The 21,044-nt window shown below is 54.7% G+C and carries 19 protein-coding genes; 15 read left to right on the top strand and 4 right to left on the bottom strand.

Annotated features, from left to right (window positions below; translation table 11 throughout):
• The first annotated feature begins 259 nt into the window (after nucleotides 1-259).
• The 5 genes from glgB to glgP all read left to right on the top strand — a co-directional run bounded on the left by glgB (nucleotide 260) and on the right by glgP (nucleotide 9,790).
• Nucleotides 260-2,443, top strand: a complete 2,184-nt coding sequence (gene glgB / locus ACMHLI_RS15210; RefSeq protein WP_413530204.1) for a 1,4-alpha-glucan branching enzyme — start codon at nucleotides 260-262, stop codon at nucleotides 2,441-2,443.
• Nucleotides 2,443-4,461: a glycogen debranching protein GlgX gene (glgX, locus tag ACMHLI_RS15215; protein ID WP_413530205.1), complete on the top strand. Its 2,019-nt coding sequence runs from the start codon at nucleotides 2,443-2,445 to the stop codon at nucleotides 4,459-4,461. The genes glgB and glgX overlap by 1 nt, the downstream gene beginning before the upstream one ends.
• A 23-nt stretch (nucleotides 4,462-4,484) precedes the next feature.
• Nucleotides 4,485-5,762, top strand: a complete 1,278-nt coding sequence (gene glgC, locus ACMHLI_RS15220; protein WP_413530206.1) for a glucose-1-phosphate adenylyltransferase — start codon at nucleotides 4,485-4,487, stop codon at nucleotides 5,760-5,762.
• Between the two features lie 104 nt (nucleotides 5,763-5,866).
• Nucleotides 5,867-7,303 (top strand): glycogen synthase GlgA, encoded by a 1,437-nt coding sequence (glgA, locus tag ACMHLI_RS15225; RefSeq protein WP_413530207.1) that lies wholly within the window; start codon nucleotides 5,867-5,869, stop codon nucleotides 7,301-7,303.
• Between the two features lie 39 nt (nucleotides 7,304-7,342).
• A complete protein-coding gene (gene glgP, locus ACMHLI_RS15230) occupies nucleotides 7,343-9,790 on the top strand; it encodes a glycogen phosphorylase (protein ID WP_413530208.1) in 2,448 nt (815 codons plus the stop codon).
• A 99-nt stretch (nucleotides 9,791-9,889) separates the two neighbouring features.
• Here glgP and ACMHLI_RS15235 read toward each other — a convergent pair whose 3' ends face one another.
• Both ACMHLI_RS15235 and ACMHLI_RS15240 read right to left on the bottom strand, forming a co-directional pair.
• Nucleotides 9,890-10,135 carry a YheU family protein gene (locus tag ACMHLI_RS15235; protein WP_413530209.1) on the bottom strand — a complete coding sequence of 82 codons (246 nt, stop codon included), beginning with the start codon at nucleotides 10,133-10,135 and terminating at the stop codon, nucleotides 9,890-9,892.
• Nucleotides 10,132-11,133 carry a hydrolase gene (locus ACMHLI_RS15240; RefSeq protein WP_413530210.1) on the bottom strand — a complete coding sequence of 334 codons (1,002 nt, stop codon included), beginning with the start codon at nucleotides 11,131-11,133 and terminating at the stop codon, nucleotides 10,132-10,134. The genes ACMHLI_RS15235 and ACMHLI_RS15240 overlap by 4 nt, the downstream gene beginning before the upstream one ends.
• A gap of 112 nt (nucleotides 11,134-11,245) precedes the next feature.
• On the opposite strand from ACMHLI_RS15240, the gene ACMHLI_RS15245 reads away from it, so the two are divergent.
• A complete protein-coding gene (locus ACMHLI_RS15245; RefSeq protein ID WP_413530211.1) occupies nucleotides 11,246-11,848 on the top strand; it encodes a LysE family translocator in 603 nt (200 codons plus the stop codon).
• Nucleotides 11,849-11,909: 61 nt separating this feature from the next.
• On the opposite strand, the gene ACMHLI_RS15250 is transcribed toward ACMHLI_RS15245, so the two are convergent.
• Complete coding sequence (locus ACMHLI_RS15250) at nucleotides 11,910-13,826, bottom strand: ABC transporter ATP-binding protein (RefSeq protein ID WP_413530212.1); 1,917 nt, start codon at nucleotides 13,824-13,826, stop codon at nucleotides 11,910-11,912.
• A gap of 129 nt (nucleotides 13,827-13,955) precedes the next feature.
• Between ACMHLI_RS15250 and kefG the strand changes: the two genes are divergently transcribed.
• From kefG to slyD, 4 genes are all read left to right on the top strand, one after another.
• Nucleotides 13,956-14,510, top strand: coding sequence for a glutathione-regulated potassium-efflux system ancillary protein KefG (gene kefG / locus ACMHLI_RS15255; RefSeq protein WP_413530213.1), 555 nt, complete (start codon nucleotides 13,956-13,958; stop codon nucleotides 14,508-14,510).
• Complete coding sequence (kefB, locus tag ACMHLI_RS15260) at nucleotides 14,510-16,318, top strand: glutathione-regulated potassium-efflux system protein KefB (RefSeq protein WP_413530214.1); 1,809 nt, start codon at nucleotides 14,510-14,512, stop codon at nucleotides 16,316-16,318. The genes kefG and kefB overlap by 1 nt, the downstream gene beginning before the upstream one ends.
• Before the next feature lie 77 nt (nucleotides 16,319-16,395).
• Entirely contained in the window at nucleotides 16,396-16,599 is a 204-nt protein-coding gene (locus tag ACMHLI_RS15265) for a YheV family putative zinc ribbon protein (RefSeq protein WP_112167607.1), read from the top strand.
• Between the two features lie 200 nt (nucleotides 16,600-16,799).
• A complete protein-coding gene (gene slyD / locus ACMHLI_RS15270; RefSeq protein ID WP_112167608.1) occupies nucleotides 16,800-17,405 on the top strand; it encodes a peptidylprolyl isomerase in 606 nt (201 codons plus the stop codon).
• 77 nt (nucleotides 17,406-17,482) lie between these two features.
• Here slyD and ACMHLI_RS15275 read toward each other — a convergent pair whose 3' ends face one another.
• The gene (locus tag ACMHLI_RS15275; protein WP_413530215.1) at nucleotides 17,483-17,701 is read right to left on the bottom strand and encodes a protein SlyX; all 219 of its coding nucleotides are present in this window, start codon (nucleotides 17,699-17,701) and stop codon (nucleotides 17,483-17,485) included.
• Between the two features lie 292 nt (nucleotides 17,702-17,993).
• Here ACMHLI_RS15275 and fkpA point away from each other — a divergent pair, with 292 nt between their 5' ends.
• The 5 genes from fkpA to tusB all read left to right on the top strand — a co-directional run bounded on the left by fkpA (nucleotide 17,994) and on the right by tusB (nucleotide 20,904).
• A complete protein-coding gene (gene fkpA, locus ACMHLI_RS15280; protein ID WP_413530216.1) occupies nucleotides 17,994-18,845 on the top strand; it encodes an FKBP-type peptidyl-prolyl cis-trans isomerase in 852 nt (283 codons plus the stop codon).
• A 264-nt stretch (nucleotides 18,846-19,109) separates the two neighbouring features.
• Nucleotides 19,110-19,832, top strand: a complete 723-nt coding sequence (locus ACMHLI_RS15285; RefSeq protein ID WP_056775190.1) for a transcriptional regulator — start codon at nucleotides 19,110-19,112, stop codon at nucleotides 19,830-19,832.
• Nucleotides 19,829-20,221, top strand: coding sequence for a sulfurtransferase complex subunit TusD (tusD, locus tag ACMHLI_RS15290; protein WP_413530217.1), 393 nt, complete (start codon nucleotides 19,829-19,831; stop codon nucleotides 20,219-20,221). The genes ACMHLI_RS15285 and tusD overlap by 4 nt, the downstream gene beginning before the upstream one ends.
• A 22-nt stretch (nucleotides 20,222-20,243) precedes the next feature.
• Nucleotides 20,244-20,603, top strand: coding sequence for a sulfurtransferase complex subunit TusC (gene tusC / locus ACMHLI_RS15295; protein WP_413530220.1), 360 nt, complete (start codon nucleotides 20,244-20,246; stop codon nucleotides 20,601-20,603).
• A 13-nt stretch (nucleotides 20,604-20,616) separates the two neighbouring features.
• Nucleotides 20,617-20,904, top strand: coding sequence for a sulfurtransferase complex subunit TusB (gene tusB / locus ACMHLI_RS15300; protein ID WP_413530218.1), 288 nt, complete (start codon nucleotides 20,617-20,619; stop codon nucleotides 20,902-20,904).
• Nucleotides 20,905-21,044 lie beyond the last annotated feature (140 nt).

The raw sequence follows: 21,044 nt of genomic DNA on the forward strand, positions 1-21,044 counted from the left end.
TTCCTCGGTTTCTTCCCGCTGATTTCTTCAACCTTTGTCTATGCTTAGTAGAAGAGCCAAGCCTCTTTGAGAAGCTGAAACTGAGACTTATTTAGAAAATGTGAGCACGGGCGCAATCGCGCACTTTTTAGCAAAACTGAAACCGGACGAGATCACAAAGCAACGATAAAAAGGGGAGCACACTGGGATCACGTTTCGTATTGAGTACCTGAATGATTTTATTGGATTTATTGATTTAATTAATCATAGGACGAAATTCATGTCTGTACTTCCCGATCAGCACGTCATTAATCAAATTATATCGGGTCACTACGCTGATCCTTTTTCTCTGCTGGGGATGCACGCCGTCGCCGCCGGACTGGAAGTGCGCGCACTGCTGCCGGATGCCGATCAGGTCTGGGTGATTGATGCGGAGAAAGGTAAAAGAGTTATCGAACTGCGACGCACTGACGATCGCGGTTTTTTTGTCGGCCTGATGCCGCGTCGTAAGAATTTCTTTCGCTATCAGCTGGAAGTGCGCTGGGGCGAAAACCTCCATGTGATTGACGATGCTTACCGTTTCGGCACGCTGTTACAGGAGCTGGACATCTGGCTTCTGTCCGAAGGCACGCACCTGCGGCCTTACGAAAAACTGGGCGCGCATCTGCAAACGCTCGATAACGTCGCGGGCGTCAGTTTTGCGGTCTGGGCACCCAACGCCCAGCGCATTTCGGTTGTCGGCGAGTTCAACTTCTGGGATGGCCGCCGCCACCCGATGCGTCAGCGCCGCGAAAACGGGATCTGGGAATTGTTCATCCCGGCGGTGAGCGAAGGTCAGCTGTATAAATTCGAAATTATCGACTGTCACGGTAATGTGAGCCTGCGCGCTGATCCGTATGCGTTTGAAGCGCAGATGCGCCCGGAAACGGCGTCCTGCGTCCGCAAGCTGCCGGATATTGTGCCGTTTTCAGAAACGCGCAAGAAAGCCAATGCGATGAATCAGCCGGTATCGGTATACGAAGTACATCTGGGATCCTGGCGTCGCCATACTGACGATAACTTCTGGCTGAGCTACGGCGAACTTGCGGAACAGCTGGTGTCCTACGCCAAATGGATGGGCTTCACCCATATCGAACTGATGCCGGTGAACGAGCACCCGTTCGATGGCAGCTGGGGCTATCAGCCCCTCGGCATGTATGCGCCGACCCGCCGCTTCGGCACGCCGCAAGATTTTAAAGCGCTGGTGGAAGCCGCACACAACGCCGGGCTGAATGTGATCCTCGATTGGGTGCCTGGGCATTTCCCCAGCGATTCCCACGGTCTGGCGGAATTCGACGGCACCGCGCTGTACGAATATGCCGATCCGCGCGAAGGTTATCATCAGGACTGGAACACCCTGATTTATAACTATGGTCGCCACGAAGTGCGCAACTATCTGGCGGGAAATGGTTTTTACTGGATCGAGCGGTTCGGGATTGATGGCCTGCGCGTCGATGCCGTCGCCTCAATGATTTACCGTGATTACAGCCGTAAAGCCGGAGAGTGGATCCCCAACTATTACGGCGGCCGCGAAAATCTCGAAGCCATCGCTTTCCTGAAATACACCAACCAGACCATTGGTCGCGAGCTTGGTGGCGCGGTGACGCTGGCAGAAGAGTCCACCGACTATCCGGGCGTTACTATGCCGCCTGATGCCAACGGGCTGGGCTTCCACTACAAGTGGAATATGGGCTGGATGAATGACTCGCTCAAATATATGCAGCTCGATCCGGTTCATCGCAAATACCACCACAATCTTATGACGTTCGGCGTGCTTTACGCCTACAGCGAGAACTTCATTCTGCCGCTGTCGCACGATGAAGTTGTCCACGGTAAAAAATCCCTGATCGACAAAATGCCCGGCGACGCCTGGCAGAAGTTTGCCAACCTGCGCGCTTATTACGGCTTTATGTGGGCGCATCCGGGGAAAAAACTGCTGTTCATGGGCTGCGAATTTGCACAGGGGCGCGAGTGGAATTTCAACGCCAGCCTCGACTGGCATCTGCTTGATGATCCGAACAGCTGGCACGCCGGCGTGCAGCATCTGGTGCGCGATCTCAACCATACGTATCGCGACAACGCGCCGCTGTACGAGCTGGATTTCAATCCGCGCGGTTTTGAATGGCTGGTGGTCGACGATCACGCCAACTCGATTTTCGCCTTCGCACGCCGCGACGAAAACGCCGGTGAGGTGATTGTCATCAGCAACTTCACACCGGTGCCGCGCAACGACTATCGCATCGGCATCAGCCGTCCGGGCGTGTACCGCGAAATTCTTAATACCGATTCGCACTTCTACCACGGCAGCAACGTTGGCAACGCCGGTGCGGTTCACAGTGAAAATATCAGTCAGCATCAGCGTGAACATTCGATAAGCGTAACCATCCCGCCCCTGGCGACGGTCTATTTGCGCAGGGAGCCGTAATGAAGCAGCTTGAGCCCGGTCAGTCCGCACCCTTTGGTGCGCATCTCAGAGATAACGGCGTAAATTTTTGCCTGTACTCCGCACATGCGGAAAAAGTGGAGTTATGTCTGTTTGATGAGAACGGGAGCGAGCAGCATCTGCCGCTGACTGCACGCACCGGCAATCTGTGGCACGGATTTTTGCCGGGAGCCAAAGCCGGACAGCGTTATGGTTATCGGGTTTACGGGCCGTTCGATCCGAAAAACGGCCACCGTTTTAATCCGAAAAAAGTGCTGATCGACCCCAGTGCGCGGGCGATTGACGGCGTACTGCTCGATAACGCGCGTTTTACCGGCGGCGTCGATGCGCCGGATGACCGCGACAGCGCGGTCGTCGCACCGAAGTCTGTGGTCGTAGCCGGGAAATTTGACTGGGAAGATGACAAACCGCCCGCCACGGCGTGGGGCGATACCGTAATTTACGAAGCGCACGTGCGCGGTCTGACCCGTCAGCATCCGCGTATTCCGGCGGCGCTGCGCGGCACTTACGCCGGGCTGGCACATCCGGTCATGCTCGAATATTTGCAGCATCTGGGCGTCACCGCCATTGAACTCTTACCGGTGCAACATCATGCCGACGAACCGCGCCTGCAACGTCTTGGCCTGACCAATTACTGGGGCTACAACGTGCTCGCGCCGTGCGCCATCGACCCGCGTTATGCCAGCGGCCTGGGCGGTGTGTCGGCGCTGAGCGAATTCAAATCGGCGGTGAAAGCGCTGCATCAGGCGGGGATCGAAGTGATCCTCGACGTGGTGTTTAACCACAGCGCTGAACTGGCTATCGACGGGCCGTTTATCTCGTTTCGCGGAATTGATAATGCCAGCTGGTACTGGCTGAACGAGGATGGTTCCGACAATAACATGACCGGCTGCGGCAATTCGCTGCGGCTGGTGGACGACGAGGTGGTCGCCTGGACGCTCGACTGCCTGCGCTATTGGGTGCGCGAATGTCACGTCGATGGATTTCGGTTTGATTTAGCGACGCTTCTTGGCAGAACGCCGGAGTTCACCGCGCAATCGCCGCTGTTCGAAGCCATTAAACAGGACGCCGTGCTGTCGCAGGTCAAGCTAATCGCTGAACCCTGGGATATCGGCACTGGGGGTTATCAGCTGGGGAATTTCCCGGCTCCGTTCGCTGAATGGAACGACGTGTGGCGCGACGAAATGCGTCAGTTCTGGCTGCACGGCGATATTTCGATCGGGCAATTTGCCGGCCGGATTGCGGCGTCAGCGGATAAGTTCGATCCGGCGCAGCGCGCGCCTTACGCCAGTATCAATATGCTCACCGCGCACGACGGCTTCACGCTGCGTGATGTCGTGAGTTTTAATCAGAAGCATAACCAGGCCAACGGCGAAGAAAACCGTGACGGCCATAACGAGAACTTCAGCCAAAACCACGGCGAGGAAGGGCTGGACGCTTCTGCAGATGTCTTGCAGCAGCGTCGTCTCAGCCAGCGCGCGCTGCTGGCGACGCTGTTTTTGTCACAGGGCACGCCGATGTTGCTGGCCGGTGACGAGCACGGCAACAGCCAGTCAGGCAACAACAATGCCTACTGTCAGGACAACCCGCTGACCTGGCTCGACTGGGAAAATGCGGATGAAAGCCTGACGGCCTACGTTTGTGCGCTGATTGCGTTGCGCCGGAAAATTCCGGCACTGACGCAAAACCGCGGGTGGCAGGACGACAGTGGCGATGTGCAATGGCTGAATCAACAGGGGCAACCGATGAGCGTCGGTGACTGGGAGCAGGGGCCGCAGCAGTGGCTGCAAATCCGCCTGTCCCAGCGCTGGCTTCTCATTGTGAATGCTTCTTTGCACGACGTTGACTTGCAACTGCCGGCGGGAAACTGGCAGCCGGTTGCGCCGTTCAACAGTGTGCTTTTTGACGAGGAACCCCGACGCGTCATGGAAGGCTCGCAATGGCGGGCAGCAGCGAAAACCCTCTGTGTCCTACAAGATTTCACTCCACAGAGCCGGTAACTATAAAAACGAAGGAGTCAGATATGGCGACATTAGATAACCGGGACCCGGTCATGCTGGCGCGACAACTGCCGCTGAAATCCGTGGCATTGATTCTTGCCGGGGGACGTGGTTCACGACTGAAAGATTTAACTGCAACCCGGGCTAAGCCTGCCGTTCACTTCGGCGGGAAATTTCGCATTATCGATTTCGCCCTGTCGAATTGCCTGAACTCGGGCATCCGGCGTATCGGGGTGATCACGCAATATCAGTCTCACACGCTGGTTCAGCATATTCAGCGCGGCTGGTCTTTTCTCAACGAAGAAATGAACGAGTTTGTGGATCTGCTTCCGGCACAGCAACGCCACAGCACCGAGCACTGGTACAAAGGCACCGCTGATGCGGTGTATCAGAATCTGGATATTATCCGTCGCTATGACGCCGAATTCGTGGTGATCCTGGCGGGCGATCATATCTACAAAATGGATTATTCGCGGATGCTGATCGATCACGTGCAGAAGGGCGGCGAATGTACTGTCGCCTGCCTCGCAGTGCCGATTGCCGAGGGCAGCGAGTTTGGCGTAATGGACGTCAGCGACGATTACCACATCAAAAGTTTTGTCGAGAAACCGCAAAACCCGCCGCCGATGCCTGGTCATCCCGACATGGCGCTGGCGAGTATGGGCATCTACATTTTTAATGCGGACTATCTTTTTAAGATCCTCGAAGAAGATATGGCGGACGAAGGTTCCAGCCACGATTTCGGAAAAGACCTGATCCCGAAACTGACATCGCAGGGCGTGGCGCGGGCGCATCCGTTCAGTCTCTCCTGCGTGACGCAGAATGAAGAATTACCGCCGTACTGGCGCGATGTGGGGACCCTCGACGCTTACTGGCGTGCCAATCTGGATCTGGCGTCGGTCACGCCTGAACTGGACATGTATGACCGCAACTGGCCGATCCGCACGCACATGGAACCGCTGCCGCCGGCCAAATTTGTGCAGGATCGTTCAGGCAGCCACGGTATGACCATGAACTCGCTGGTGGCCGGAGGTTGCATCGTGTCGGGCTCGGTGGTGGTGCATTCAGTGCTGTTCCCGCGTGTGAGAATCAATTCTTTCTGCAATATTGATTCAACGATTATTTTGCCGGATGTCAATGTCGGACGTTCCTGCCGCTTGCGTAAATGTGTGATTGACCGCGCCTGCCAGATCCCTGAAGGCATGGTGATTGGTGAGAACGCCGACGAAGACAGCCGCCGCTTTTATCGCTCAGAGGGCGGTGTGGTGCTGGTGACGCGCGCGATGCTGGCGAAGCTGTAATGTTGGCCACAAGCTAAACGGACTTTTTTAGAACAGATCGAGTTTTGCAGTATTTTTCGTCATCCCGGTGAACGCCGGGATGACCGGGATAATCAGGAGCGCGAATGCAGGTTTTACATGTTTGTTCCGAGCTGTTCCCCCTGTTGAAAACAGGTGGCCTGGCCGACGTCGCCGGGGCGTTGCCCGCCGCACAGATCGCCGAGGGCGCGGATGTTCGCGTCCTCATTCCGGCTTTCCCTGACGTCAAAAAAGGCCTCGGAGAAACGCGGGTGATCGGTACGCTGGATACGTTCGCCGGTTATGTCACGCTGTCGCTGGGCTACTTTGACGGCGTCGGTATTTATCTGATTGATGTGCCCGGTTTGTACGATCGTCCCGGCAGCCCGTATCACGATCAGTCTTCTTTTGCCTACGCCGATAACCATCTGCGCTTTGCGCTTTTGAGCTGGATGGCGTGCGAACTGGCGCTGGGATTTGATCACCACTGGCAGCCGAACATTGTGCATTCCCACGACTGGCACGCCGGGCTGGCGTCTGCCTATATCCGCGCGCGCCATGCGCCGGTGAAAACGGTGTTTACCGTGCACAATCTGGCATTTCAGGGGCTGTTTGGCGGGCATCATCTCGACGAGTTGTACATCCCGCGCGAGTTCTTCCAGATGCACGGGCTGGAGTTCTACGGCCAGATTTCCTATCTGAAAGCTGGATTGTATTACTCCGATCACGTCACAACAGTCAGCCCGACCTACGCGAAAGAGATCACCCGTCCTGAATACGGTTACGGTATGGAGTCTCTGCTGCAACTGCGGGAGAGGGAAGGACGGCTGACCGGGATCCTCAACGGTGTGGATGAAGCAATCTGGCAGCCGCGTGACGACGTGCTGCTTTCCGCGCGTTACGACGCCGATGATTTACGATCCAAAGCAATCAACAAAGCCTATCTGCAACGGGCGATGGGGCTGGACGTGGACGATTCGCGGCTGGTGTTTGCGGTCGTCAGCCGCCTGACCAGCCAGAAAGGGTTGGATCTGGTGCTTGAAGCGTTGCCAGATTTACTTGAACGCGGCGGTCAGCTGGCGCTGTTAGGCGCGGGCGACGCGGTGCTGCAGCAGGCATTTCTGGCGGCGGCGGCGGACAATCCGGGACAGGTCGGCGTGCAGCTGGGTTATCACGAGGCGTTCTCCCACCGCATTATCGGCGGGGCGGACGTCATTATGGTGCCAAGCCGCTTTGAGCCTTGCGGCCTGACGCAGTTGTACGGTTTGAAATACGGCACCCTGCCGCTGGTGCGCCGGACCGGCGGGCTGGCGGATACGGTTGTTGACTGTGCGCTGGAAAATCTGGCCGACGGAACGGCCAGCGGTTTTGTCTTTGAAGAGGCCACGGGGAAATCGCTGGCAAGTGCGATCCGCCGGGCATTTGTGCTGTGGAGCCGTCCTAAACACTGGCGACACGTACAACAACACGCCATGGGTATTGATTTTGGTTGGAAGGTTGCGGCGCAGGAATATCTCACGCTGTATAACCGTCTTATGTCCTGAACCCCTGAACGTAGCTAACTTGATCGGGAATGTAACGTTATGACTTCACCGTTTAATTACAACTCACCGACAGTCAGTGTCGAAGCGCTAAAGCATTCTATAGCCTATAAGCTGATGTTTATTATCGGCAAAGATCCGTCCATCGCGACACAACATGACTGGCTGAACGCCACGTTATTTGCAGTGCGCGACCGCATGGTCGAACGCTGGCTGCGCTCCAACCGCGCGCAAACCTCTCAGGACGTGCGGCAGGTGTATTACCTGTCGATGGAGTTTCTGATTGGACGCACACTGTCCAACGCGCTGCTGGCGATGGGCATTTACGACGATCTCAAAAGCGCGCTCGATGAAATGGGCTTCGATCTTGAAGAACTGATCGGCGAAGAGAACGACCCCGGTTTAGGTAACGGTGGTCTCGGGCGTCTGGCGGCGTGTTTCCTCGATTCTCTGGCGACGCTGGCTTTGCCGGGGCGCGGTTATGGCATCCGTTACGAATACGGTATGTTCGCGCAGAACATCGTCAACGGAGAGCAGAAAGAATCACCGGATTACTGGCTGGAATACGGTAATCCGTGGGAGTTTCAGCGTTATAACACCCGCTATAAAGTCCGCTTCGGTGGCCGCGTGCAGCATGAGGGCGTGAAAACCCGCTGGCTGGAAACCGAAGAAGTCATCGCCTGCGCTTACGATCAGGTCATTCCCGGTTACGACACTGATGCAACCAACACGCTAAGGCTATGGGGCGCGCAGGCCAGTAACGAGATCAATCTGGGTAAATTCAATCAGGGCGATTACTTCGCGGCGGTGGAAGATAAAAACCATTCCGAGAACGTGTCGCGCGTGCTGTACCCGGACGATTCCACCTACTCAGGCCGCGAGCTGCGCCTGCGTCAGGAATATTTCCTGGTCTCGGCGACGGTGCAGGACATTCTCAACCGCCATTATACCACGCACCATACTTACGACAATCTGGCCGACAAAATCGCCATCCACCTCAACGACACGCACCCGGTGCTGTCAATTCCTGAGCTGATGCGTTTACTGATCGACGAACATAAATTCGAATGGCTGCCCGCGTGGGAAACTGTTTCACGAGTGTTCTCCTACACCAACCACACGCTGATGACCGAAGCGCTGGAAACCTGGCCTGTGGACATGATCGGCAAGATCCTGCCCCGTCATTTGGAGATTATTTTCCAGATCAACGATCATTTCCTGAAAGAAGTCGCAGTGCAGATCCCGGGCGACGACGGTTTGCTGTCGCGGGTGTCGATCATCGATGAAGGCAATGGCCGTAAGGTGCGCATGGCGTGGCTGGCGGTGATCGCCAGTCATAAAGTCAACGGCGTCTCGGCGCTGCACTCCGATTTGATGGTGCAGTCACTGTTTGCTGATTTCGCGCATATTTACCCGGATCGCTTCTGCAATAAAACCAACGGCGTGACGCCGCGCCGCTGGCTGGCGCTGGCTAATAAACCGCTGTCTGCGGTCATTGATGATGCCATCGGTCAGACCTGGCGTTCCGATCTCAGCCAGCTTTCTGAGCTGAAACAGAATCTGGATTATCCGAGCTTCCTCCAGGCTCTGCGCAAGGCCAAGCTGGATAACAAAAAACGGCTGGCGCTGTATATCGCGCAGAAACTGAATATCGTGGTAGATCCGAAAAGTCTGTTCGACGTGCAGATCAAGCGCATCCACGAATACAAACGCCAACTGATGAACGTGCTGCATGTCATCACAAGATACAACCGCATTCTGGAAGAGCCGGATGCCGACTGGGTGCCGCGCACGGTGATTTTCGCCGGTAAAGCGGCCTCGGCGTATTATGCGGCTAAACAGATTATCCGCCTGATTAACGACGTCGCGACGGTGGTCAACAACGATCCTCGTATCGGCAACAAGCTGAAGATCGTCTTCATCCCGAACTACAGCGTCAGTCTGGCGCAGATGATCATTCCGGCGGCCGATCTCTCCGAGCAAATCTCGCTGGCGGGCACGGAAGCGTCGGGTACCAGTAATATGAAGTTTGCCCTCAACGGTGCGCTGACCATCGGTACGCTGGACGGTGCGAACGTCGAAATGCTCGAACACGTTGGCGAGGATAATATCTTTATCTTCGGCAACACCACCGAACAGGTCGAGGAATTGCGCCGTAAAGGCTACAACGCCCACAGCTATTATGAGCAGGACGCCGAGCTGCATCAGGTGCTGACACAAATCGCCACCGGCGTGTTCAGCCCCGGCGAACCCAAGCGTTACAGCAATGTGTTCGATACGCTGGTAAACCTTGGCGACCATTATCAGGTACTGGCGGATTACCGTAGCTATGTCGATATGCAGGATAAAGTCGACGAACTGTATACGATGCCGGAAGAGTGGACGCGCAGCACGCTGCATAACATCGCCAACATGGGCTATTTCTCGTCCGACCGTACCATTCAGGAGTACGCCGATGAGATCTGGAACATCAAGCCGGTGAAATTGTAGAGGCGTTTTAATTGAGATGTTGAAAGTCATCCCCGGCCAGTGGTCGGGGATTTTTTTGGAGTAAAACGGGGGTAGCTGAGCCAGGATCCGAAAGTTGTATTACCAGTCCTGCGGCACTTCTTCCTGCCCCGCACGGAACTGGCCGCGCGGCATGATGTTCAGGGTTTCATGCAGTTCAGACCACACCAGTACGATTTCGCCGCTTTTCAGCTGACGTCTCACGTCGTCCACTTTCTGCTCCAGAGAGCGTTCCTGTTCGCCGTAATCGGTGCCTTCGCGCAAGACGAAAGATTCCACCACGCTGGTGAGGATTTCGGCGTCCAGTTCTTGCCAGGGAATAATCACAACTTTGCTTCCTTTTTTGGGGCTTCTTGCTCTAAATACGGGGCGATCCACGACGGGATGCGCTGCTCCAGCCACATCTGCGGATTACGCAAACTACCGGAAACAAATCCGACATGTCCGCCGTGTTCAGTCAGCTGATACTCAACGCAGTCGGGTAAATCCTCAGCTTTCGGGATGACGTCCGGCGTCATAAACGGATCGTCTTTCGCATGGATAATCAGCAGCGGCGTTCGGACCTGCGACAGCAATGGCAGGCCGCTGCACCGGCGGTAATAATCCAGCGCATCGGCAAAACCGTGGGCTTTGGAGGTGATCGCGTCATCGAACTCACGCAGGCGGCGCATGGATTTTAACTGCGCCAACGTGACCGGCAGTGTACCCGGATATTTCGCCAGTTTGCGTGAGGCATTCAGTTTGAGCTGATCGAGCAGATAGCGCTGATAAATCCGCGATGAACCCTGCTCAAGCCGGTACGCACAGGGTTCAAGCATCAGCGGCGCCGATACCACGACGGCGGCGCTGAGCGTACAATTTTCGCCTTCCTGACCGAGATAACAGGCCAGCATATTGCCGCCGAGAGAAACGCCGACCGCGCCGGTGGGTACGTCGCCAAGAGTCTCATTGAGCCAGCGAATGAAAAAGCGGGCGTCTTCGGTTTCGCCGGAATGATAAATCCGCTGGAGTTTGTTGGGTTCGCCGCTGCATCCGCGAAAATGCATGACCACGCCCAGCCAGCCGCGGTCCTTCCACGCCTGCAATAAGCCATGCGCATACGGGCTGTAGAAGCTGCCTTCCAGCCCGTGGAACAGCACCATGCGCGGTTTATGGCGCGCCAGTTGCGGATCTTCACTCCAGGCTAAATCCAGAAAATCGCCGTCGGGCGTGTCCAGCCTTTGCCAGTGCGGTTTGAGTTTGGCATGTCGCCGAACCAGCCGGGGTAACAGCGTCTGGATGTGCGGATTACTGGCCCCGCGCAGGGGGCGAAAGGATTCATACATAAGATGAATAAATTTCTCTTTAGAGTCTCTTGTGCGATCAATATCACGCTGTTAGCTTCAATGCTATCGCACAACTGAATCGCACGTCACCGGGTGAGGAGCACCCAATTAAATGGAACTTAGTTTATTTTTATCAATGCTCGGTTTTTTATGGGTCGCAGCCATCACTCCGGGCCCGAATAATATGTTGTTAACTACCTCCGGCGCTAACTTCGGTTTCTTCCGCTCAGTCTGGCTGATGGTCGGCATTATGCTCGGCATGCAAAGTATTTTGCTGCTGGTGGCGTTTGGCGTCGGCGGGTTGATCACGGTTTATCCGGCGTTACACCTGTTCCTGAAAATCGCCGGTAGTTTGTATCTGCTGTGGCTGGCGTGGAAGATTGCCACCTCCGCGTATGAAAAACTGGAAACCGGCGCGCCGCCGCCGAAGCCGATTCGGTTGTATCAGGGTTGGTTGCTGCAATTCCTGAATCCAAAAGCATGGCTGATGGGCCTGGGCGCAGTGGCGAGCTTCAGTCTGGCAGGCGCGTACTACAATCATTCGATTGCGGCTATCAGCCTCGGCATGTTCATGGTGAATCTGGTTTCCGGGATTATCTGGCTTGGGTTTGGCACGGTGATTGGCCGCCTGTTACGCAGTCGACGCGCGTGGTACACGTTTAATATCGCGATGGGTATTCTGACCGCGGCCTGCGTGTTGCTGATTTGGCATTAAGATGAAATGCAAAAAGGAGCATCGCGGCTCCTTTTTGCATACTGAATGATTCAACAATCAACTATTCGATATCAAACGCTTTCGACATTTCTTCCAGCTGTTCCTGTGCGTCGAGCCAGGTCATTTCGGTGTCATCGAGCGCGCCTTTGACTTTGGTCTGCTGTTGCAGGCATTCCGTCAGTTCGGCTTTACGGCTGATGTCGTAAATCGCCGAGTCGGCCAGACGTTCTTCGAGCGTGGCCAGTTCAGCGGTCAGTTTTTCCATCTGCGTTTCGAGCTTAGTAATCTGTTTACGCAACGGCTGAGTCTGATTACGGAAATCGGCTTCGCGACGTTTCTGGTCTTTGCGCGACTGCGCGCTGTTGATGCTGCCGTCTTTCGAAGGCGTATCCTGCTGATTTTCCTGACGCGAAATATCCACCAGCCATTGCTGATAATCTTCCAGATCGCCATCGAACTGTTCGACTTTGCCGCCGTGAACCAGATACAGATCGTCGGTGGTAGAACGCAGTAAGTGGCGGTCATGCGAGACCACGACCATCGCGCCTTCGAAGTCCATCAGCGCTTCGGTCAGCGCCTGACGCATGTCCAAATCCAGATGGTTGGTCGGCTCATCGAGCAGCAACAGGTTCGGACGTTGCCAGACGATCAGCGCCAGTACCAGACGCGCTTTTTCACCACCGGAGAAACGGCCGGTCGGATCCGTGACTTTATCGCCGTGGAAGCCAAATCCGCCGAGGTAGTCACGCAGTTGCTGTTCGGTTTCTTTCGCCGCCAGCCGTACCAGATGTTGCAGCGGAGAATCTTCCGCACGCAGAAATTCAAGCTGATGCTGCGCGAAGTAACCGAGTTTGACCCCTTTCGACAGGCCGATATCGCCCTGCAGCGGCGCCATGGTTCCGGCAAGCAGTTTAATCAGCGTCGATTTACCGGCACCGTTGCGACCGAGCAGGCCGATACGCGACCCCGGCACCAGATTCAGTTTGATCGAATCCAGAATGGTGGTGTCACCGTAACCGGCGCTGACTTTTTCCATGCGCAGCAGCGGATCGGGTAAACTTTCCGGCGAGCGGAAGCTAAAATGAAAAGGATTGTCGACGTGTGCCGGGGCAATCAGCTCCATACGTTCGAGCATTTTGATACGGCTCTGCGCCTGTTTGGCTTTGGTCGCCTGCGCGCGGAACCGATCGATATAGCTTTGCAGATGCGCCACTTTTTCCTGCTGACTTTCAAACAATGCCTGCTGCTGCGACAGTTTGGTCGCACGCTGACGTTCGAAAGACGAGTAGTTACCGGTATATTCGTTCAGCGTCTGCTGCTCGATGTGCAAAATTTTATCGACAATAGGATCGAGGAAATCGCGGTCATGGGAAATCAGCACCAGCGTACCGGTGTAGCTCTTCAGCCACTTTTCCAGCCAGATGACTGCGTCCAAATCAAGGTGGTTGGTCGGTTCGTCAAGCAGCAGCAAATCAGAGCGGCAGATCAGCGCCTGCGCCAGATTGAGGCGCATACGCCAGCCACCGGAGAAGGATTTTACCGGCTGCTGGAGCTGACTCTGACTAAAACCTAAACCGCTGAGCAGGCTGGATGCACGCGCCGGAATGGTCCAGGCGTTAATGGCATCAAGTTTGCCGTGCAGCGTGGCGATGGCGTGGCCATCATCACGATCGTTCGCCAGCTGTAATTCGGCTTCTAACTGACGAAATTCGCGGTCACCGTCGATAACATACTCTATCGCTGGCACGTCCAGGGCCGGTGTTTCCTGATTGACCCAGGCAAGTGCCCAGTTGGTCGGAAATGTCAGGTTGCCTGCATCGGCGCTCATTTCACCTTTTAACAGAGAAATAAGGGTGGATTTACCGCAGCCATTTTTGCCCACCAGTCCGACTTTTTGGCCGGGATTGATGGTCGCAGACGCGTTGTCCAGCAGCACGTTTGTGCCGCGTCGGATTTGTAAGGAGGAGAAAACAATCATAAAGCGCCGTGTTGAGAGTATGTTAAATTGTCACGATATTAGGTTAAACAAGACGTATCGCGTCCTATTTTGTCTTTGCGAAGCATGGTAACGGAAAAACCGCACCCTGACGACGCTTTGGAGGTATTGATGTCGCAGCCACCAAAGGTTTTGCTGCTGTACGCCCATCCGGAATCACCCGATTCGGTCGCCAACCGCGTTTTACTGCAGCAGGCACAGCAACTCGGCCATGTCACCGTGCACGATTTGTACGCCCACTATCCCGATTTCTTTATTGATATTCATCGCGAGCAACAGTTGCTGCGCGAACATAAGGTGATCGTCTTCCAGCATCCGCTTTATACCTACAGCTGCCCGGCTTTGCTCAAAGAATGGATGGATCGCGTGCTGGCGCGTGGATTCGCCAGCGGGGCAGGGGGCAACGAGCTGCGTGGCAAATACTGGCGTTCGGTGATAACCACCGGCGAGCCAGAAGGCGCGTACAAGGCGGGCGGGTATAACCGCTATCCGATGTCCGACATTATGCGGCCTTTCGAGCTGACGTCGGCGATGTGCCACATGCACTGGATGACGCCGATCATCATTTACTGGGCGCGACGTCAGAAACCTGATGTGTTGCAAAGCCATGCTGAAGCCTACGGCGAATGGCTTAAATCGCCCCTGCCAAACGGAGGGATCGCATAATGGATGGTTCGAATCTGCCCGCAGCGATCTTACTGTTTTTATTCGCTGCGGTGGTTGCAGTCCCTCTCGCGCAACGTTTAGGCATCGGTGCCGTACTCGGCTATTTGCTGGCCGGGATCGCCATCGGCCCCTGGGGTTTGGGCTTTATCCGCGACGTTGATGAAATTCTGCATTTCTCCGAGCTGGGCGTGGTCTTCCTGATGTTTATCATCGGGCTGGAACTGAACCCCGGAAAACTGTGGGCGCTGCGGCGGCAAATCTTTGGTGTCGGCGCGGGGCAAGTGATCCTCACGGCGCTGGTACTTGGCGGATTGTTGTATCTGACGAAATTTTCATGGCAGGCGGCGGTTATCGGCGGTATCGGGCTGGCAATGTCCTCGACGGCGATGGCGTTGCAGCTGATGCGCGACAAAGGCATGACCCGTAACGAAGGCGGCCAATTGGGGTTTGCCGTACTGTTGTTCCAGGATATTGCTGTGATCCCGGCGCTGGCGCTGATCCCGATTCTGGCGGGGGGCAGCGAGGGCGGCAATAACTGGGAAATGATCGGCATGAAAGTGCTGGCGTTCTGCGGGATGCTGATCGGCGGACGCTACCTGCTGCGACCGATTTTCCGGCTGATCGTGGCCTCCGGTGTGCGTGAGGTGTTTACCGCCGCGGCGCTGCTGGTGGTGCTCGGCTCGGCGCTGTTTATGGATACGCTGGGCTTCTCGATGGCCCTCGGCACCTTTATCGCCGGGATTTTACTGGCCGAAAGCGAATATCAGCACGAACTGGAAATCGCTATCGAGCCGTTTAAGGGTTTACTGCTCGGGTTGTTCTTTATTTCCGTCGGCATGGCGCTGAATCTGGGCGTGCTGTATACCCATATTCTGCTGGTGCTGGCCGGCGTAATGATTCTGGTGACGGTGAAGGGCGCGGTGCTGTACGGGCTTTCGCGGGTATTTGGCTTGCGCACGTCGGTGCGGTTGCAGTTTTCTGCAGTGCTCAGTCAGGGCGGTGAATTCGCCTTCGTATTGTTCTCTGCTGCGGGTGCGCAGAAAGTCATTTCCTCCTCTCAGCTTTCGCTGTTGCTGGTGGTTGTAACGCTGTCGATGATGACCACGCCACTGCTGATGCAGTGGGTCGATCGCATTCTGGTGCGCCGTTATAACGACGGCGAAGAGAGTGACGAGCAGCATTTTGTGCAGGATGATGAGCCGCAGGTGATTATCGTCGGCTTCGGGCGTTTCGGGCAGGTGATCGGGCGTCTGCTGATGGCCAACAAAATGCGGATCACCGTGCTGGAGCGTGATATCAGCGCCGTTGGCCTGATGCGCACTTACGGCTATAAAGTGTATTACGGCGATGCGACCGAACTCGAACTGCTCAGGGCGTCCGGCGCGGAGAAGGCGAAGTCGATTGTCATCACCTGTGATGAACCGGAAGACACTATGAATATCGTCCATTTATGTCAGCAGCACTTTCCACATTTGAATATTCTGGCGCGCGCCCGTGGCCGTGTAGAAGCGCATGAGCTGTTACAGGCCGGTGTGGCGAACTTCTCCCGCGAGACGTTCTCCAGTGCGCTGGAGTTAGGCAAGAAAGCGCTGGTGACGCTGGGGATGCATCCCCACAGTGCTTACCGTGCTCAGCAGCATTTCCGCCGTCTCGACATGCGGATGCTGCGTGAACTGGTGCCGCAAAACCGTGGCGATGTGGCGCAAATTTCCCGTGTTAAAGAAGCGCGGCGCGAGCTGGAAGATATCTTTCAGAGCGAAATGCATAACGAACGTCGCCAGCTTGATGGCTGGGACGACGATGAATAGCCGGCAGACGAAAAATATTTTCGCCATTTGATCGAAAACTGACCGGACGCAATGTCGGAAAATTCAGGAGAAGTAACATGGCTAGTACTCGTAAACGTTTCATCGCCGGTGCGGTGTGTCCGAAATGTAAGGCGCTGGATACGCTGGCGTTATGGCAGGAAGATCAGGTCGAAGTGGTGGAATGCATGAAGTGCGGACACCATCAGCGGCAGACCGATGCGCAGGTCAGCAAGAAGCTGCGCCCGGAAGAGCAGGTGATCGGTATTTTTGATCCGAAGTAGCGTTATTGCCCGCGATTTTTTATGCTGTGGGGTACAGCGGCGCGGATTTCCGCTACACTCTTCGCCAAATTTATCCGGTATCGCTTTTCGGGATGATCTCATCGAAAAGGGACCGTCACTGAATTAGTCTTGACCGACGTTGCGTACGTTGTTGAGACGTCCGCAGACAACAAATTAAGTTTCCAACGGTAGGAGTTATCATGAAAGTATCAAAAGACCTGGTCATCAGCGTGGCATATCAGGTACGTACAGAAGACGGTGTGTTGGTTGATGAATCTCCGGTGAGCGCACCGTTGGATTATCTGCATGGTCATGGTTCCCTGATCTCCGGTCTGGAAACAGCGCTGGAAGGCCATGCGATTGGTGACGTGTTCGACGTGCATGTTGGCGCAAATGACGCGTACGGCAACTACGACGAAAACCTGGTTCAGCGCGTGCCTAAAGACGTGTTCATGGGTGTTGAAGAACTGGAAGTTGGTATGCGCTTCCTGGCTGACACCGATCAGGGCCCGGTTCCTGTCGAAATCACTGAAGTTGACGGCGACCACGTCGTTGTTGACGGCAACCACATGCTGGCGGGTCAGGATCTGAACTTCCACGTAGAAGTGGTAGCTATCCGTGAAGCGACTGAAGAAGAACTGGCTCATGGCCACGTTCATGGCGAACACGGCCACGACCATGGTCACGATCACGAACATGGCGACGGTTGCTGCGGCGGCCACGGTCACAGCCATGATCACGATCACGGCCATGACGAACCGAAGAAAGGCGGCTGCGGCGGCAACGGTGGTTGCGGTTGTCATTAATCGCTATGCGCTTTTAGCTGCATAATAAGAAAGGCGCCTGATGGGCGCCTTTCTTTTTGCCTGCATCCGCTCCGACATCAATAATGCGGTGGCGGAGTCTCTTCTGACTGATCGGCAATCATCGAGGGCTGGCTGGCGCGCAGTTTGTCGGTCAGCAGACGCAGATGATCGTGTAAACGGCTCATTTCAAGCTGGTGTTGCGTGACGATCATGTTCAGCTCTTCAATGGTGACTTCCTGAAAAGCCAGCTTGTGTTCCAGCATTTCCAGACGCTGTTCAACGGTATTTGAGTTCATCTTAATTACCTCATCGTGTGGCTCAAGTTGATCAGATTGAGCACTGACCGGAACTTCATCCTATATTTAGGAGGGAGATTCTACCTGCAAAAACGGCGAATTACCTGACCTCTGTGGCACCTTATCCGCGTTTTTCAGGGGATTTGCGAAACTAATTGATGCACAAAAGGTCTGAAAAGGACGCTAATGGCGCGTATAGAGATTGTTTTGTCGTGAGACGGACAGTTATAGTAACCGCCGAACTTTCGTAATGATTACCAGAAGACAGAAACTTCTGGTCCTGGAGAAATGGATGAAATCACTGTTTAAAGTTACCCTTCTGGCAACGACCATGGCAATCGCCCTGAACGCGTCGCAGGTTATGGCTGCTGAAACTGCTCCGGCCGCAGCGGCAACCCCAGCTGCCACCGCGCCAGCCGCAGCTGCACCTGCAGAAGCCTCTAAGTTTAAAAGTGATGACGAGCAGGCTGCTTACGCGCTCGGTGCTTCACTGGGTCGCTACATGGACAACTCGCTGAAAGAACAAGAAAAACTGGGTATCAAACTGGATAAAGACCAGTTGATCTCCGGTGTTCAGGATGCGTTTGCGAATAAGAGCAAACTGTCTGATCAGGAAATCGAGAAGACTTTGCAAACCTTCGAAGGCCGTGTGAAAGCATCTGCACAAGCTAAGATGGAAAAGGACGCTAAAGCGAACTCCGACAAAGGTGATAAATTCCGTGCTGACTTCGCCAAAGAGAAAGGCGTGAAGAAAGCAGAGTCTGGCTTGCTGTATCAGGTAGAAAAACCTGGTACCGGCGCGGCCCCTAAAGACAGCGATACCGTTGTCGTGAACTATAAAGGCACCCTGACCGACGGTACCGAGTTCGATAACTCTTATACTCGTGGTGAGCCACTGTCTTTCCGTCTTGATGGCGTGATCCCAGGCTGGACCGAAGGCCTTAAGCACATTAAGAAAGGCGGTAAAATCAAGCTGGTCATTCCACCGGAACTGGCCTACGGCAAAACCGGCGTGCCGGGGATCCCTGCTAATTCTACACTGGTGTTCGACGTTGAACTGCTGGATGTGAAAGCAGCGCCTAAAGCTGATCCAAAGGCAGCTGAAAAACCTGCCGAAGCAGAAGCTGCACCAAAAGCTAATTAAGCTCGCGTTCAGTAGGTACACAGAACCGTCGCATAATGCGGCGGTTTTTTTTCGCCAGTGACTTTTATCGCCATCAACCCCTCTTTTTACTGCGGTTACTCTATGATGATTACTTGACGCTTTTGTCCGTCGGGCATAACGTCACAGATCCGTAAACTCGCAAGGCCGTTTTTTCTGTAGTTTTGATACAGTAACGACCCTGGAATGATGAATAATGCGCCCGTAGCTCCATGAGAAGGCGCGATGCAGAGGGTGGTAGCTTCAATGTCTAATTCGCTTATAACTGGCGAAACCGGCGAACTGGATTTGCTGGACCAACGTCCTTTCAGCCAGGTCGATCACGAAATTTTGTCCTCCTACGAAGCCGTCGTAGATGGACTCGCGATGCTGATCGGTGAGCATTGCGAAATTGTTCTTCACTCGCTGGAAGACCTGAAATGTTCCGCGGTACGTATCGCCAATGGCGAGCACACGGGCCGTAAAATTGGATCGCCTATCACCGATCTGGCGTTGCGCATGTTGCATGACATGACCGGCGCGGACAGTAATGTGTCTAAAGCCTATTTCACCCGCGCTAAAAGCGGTGTGTTGATGAAGTCGGTCACAATCGCCATTCGCAATCGTGAACAGCGCGTGGTGGGGCTGCTGTGCATCAACATGAATCTTGACGTGCCTTTCTCGCAAATCATTCAGACCTTCATGCCGCCTGAAACTCAGGAGGTGGCACCGTCGGTTAACTTCGCATCCTCTGTCGATGATCTTGTGGCGCAGACGCTTGAATTCACGATTGAAGAAGTGAATGCAGATCGCAATGTGTCTAATAACGCCAAGAATCGTCAGGTCGTTCTGAATCTGTATGAAAAAGGTATTTTTGATATCAAAGATGCTATCAACCAGGTTGCTGACCGCCTGAACATCTCCAAACATACGGTCTACCTGTATATCCGCCAGTTCAAGAGCGGGGATCTGGTGGGGAACGAACGTTGAAACTGCGTTATTGCCTGTTGGTTACCGGCCCGGCCTATGGCACTCAGCAAGCCAGCGCCGCCTATCAGTTTGCACTGGCGCTTCTTGCCAGCGGTCATCAGCTTGAGAGCGTCTTTTTCTATCGTGACGGCGTGCTCAATGGCAATCTGCTTTCTGCGCCTGCGTCTGATGAATTCGACCTGGTTCGATCATGGCAACGAATGGCAGCGGATCATCAGGTGGCACTCAACGTGTGTATTGCAGCAGCGCTACGTCGTGGTGTGATCGATGAAACCGAAGCGAACAATCAGGGGCATGGGCAGACCAACCTGCAACCTGGTTTTTCATTGACCGGACTCGGCAGCCTCGCGGAAGCCTCACTGACCTGTGATCGTATGGTGCAATTCTGATGCGTTATGGCTGGAAACAATGATGAAGAAGGTGGCGTTTATTTTCACGCAGGGGCCTCACGGCACTTCCGCCGGCCGTGAAGGTCTGGATGCATTGCTCGCAACCTCTGCGCTGACCGAAGACATTGGCGTCTTTTTCATGGCCGATGGCGTGTTTCAGCTGATGCCCACTCAGCAGCCGGAAAAAATATTAGCGCGTAATTATATCGCGACATTTGGCGTGTTATCGCTTTATGACGTTGATCAGTGCTTTGTCTGTGTAGAGTCTTTGAACATGAGAGGATTATCCGCGGCGCACGAATGGGTGCTGGATGTGGTGCCGCTGTCTGTCTCTGAAATCCGCAGCCGGCTGGCTGAATATGATGTGGTGATGACGTTCTGACTCAGGAATTCTAATGCTTTTTACTCTTGCCCGTTCCCCGCAACATTGTGATTTCCCGCTACTTATTAAACTGGTCGCCCCGGAAGATGCGTTACTTCTGATGCAGGACGGTGTACTGGCAGCTCTCGACGGGAGTCAGGCATGCGAGCTGTTATTTCAGCATGTGCAGAGCGTCTATGTATTAAGCGAGGATTTGGCTGCCAGAGGATTGGTTGGTCAAATTTCGCACAACATCACGTTGATCGACTATACTGGTTTCGTCGCGCTGACGGAGAAACATGCCCAGCAAACGGCATGGTGAATCAATGATGTGCTGTATATTTCTTGACACCCTCCATGGTCAGCTCTAAAATTCTGCGTCCCCATATTAGCTAATGCTTTTTATGGGGCGATTTATCACGCGTTTACAAAGTAGTTTATGAATCAAAATCCAGGAGCTTT

Origin of the sequence: Rahnella inusitata (genome assembly GCF_965118895.1) — a bacterium.
GTDB classification, from domain to species: Bacteria; Pseudomonadota; Gammaproteobacteria; order Enterobacterales; family Enterobacteriaceae; genus Rahnella; species Rahnella inusitata_A.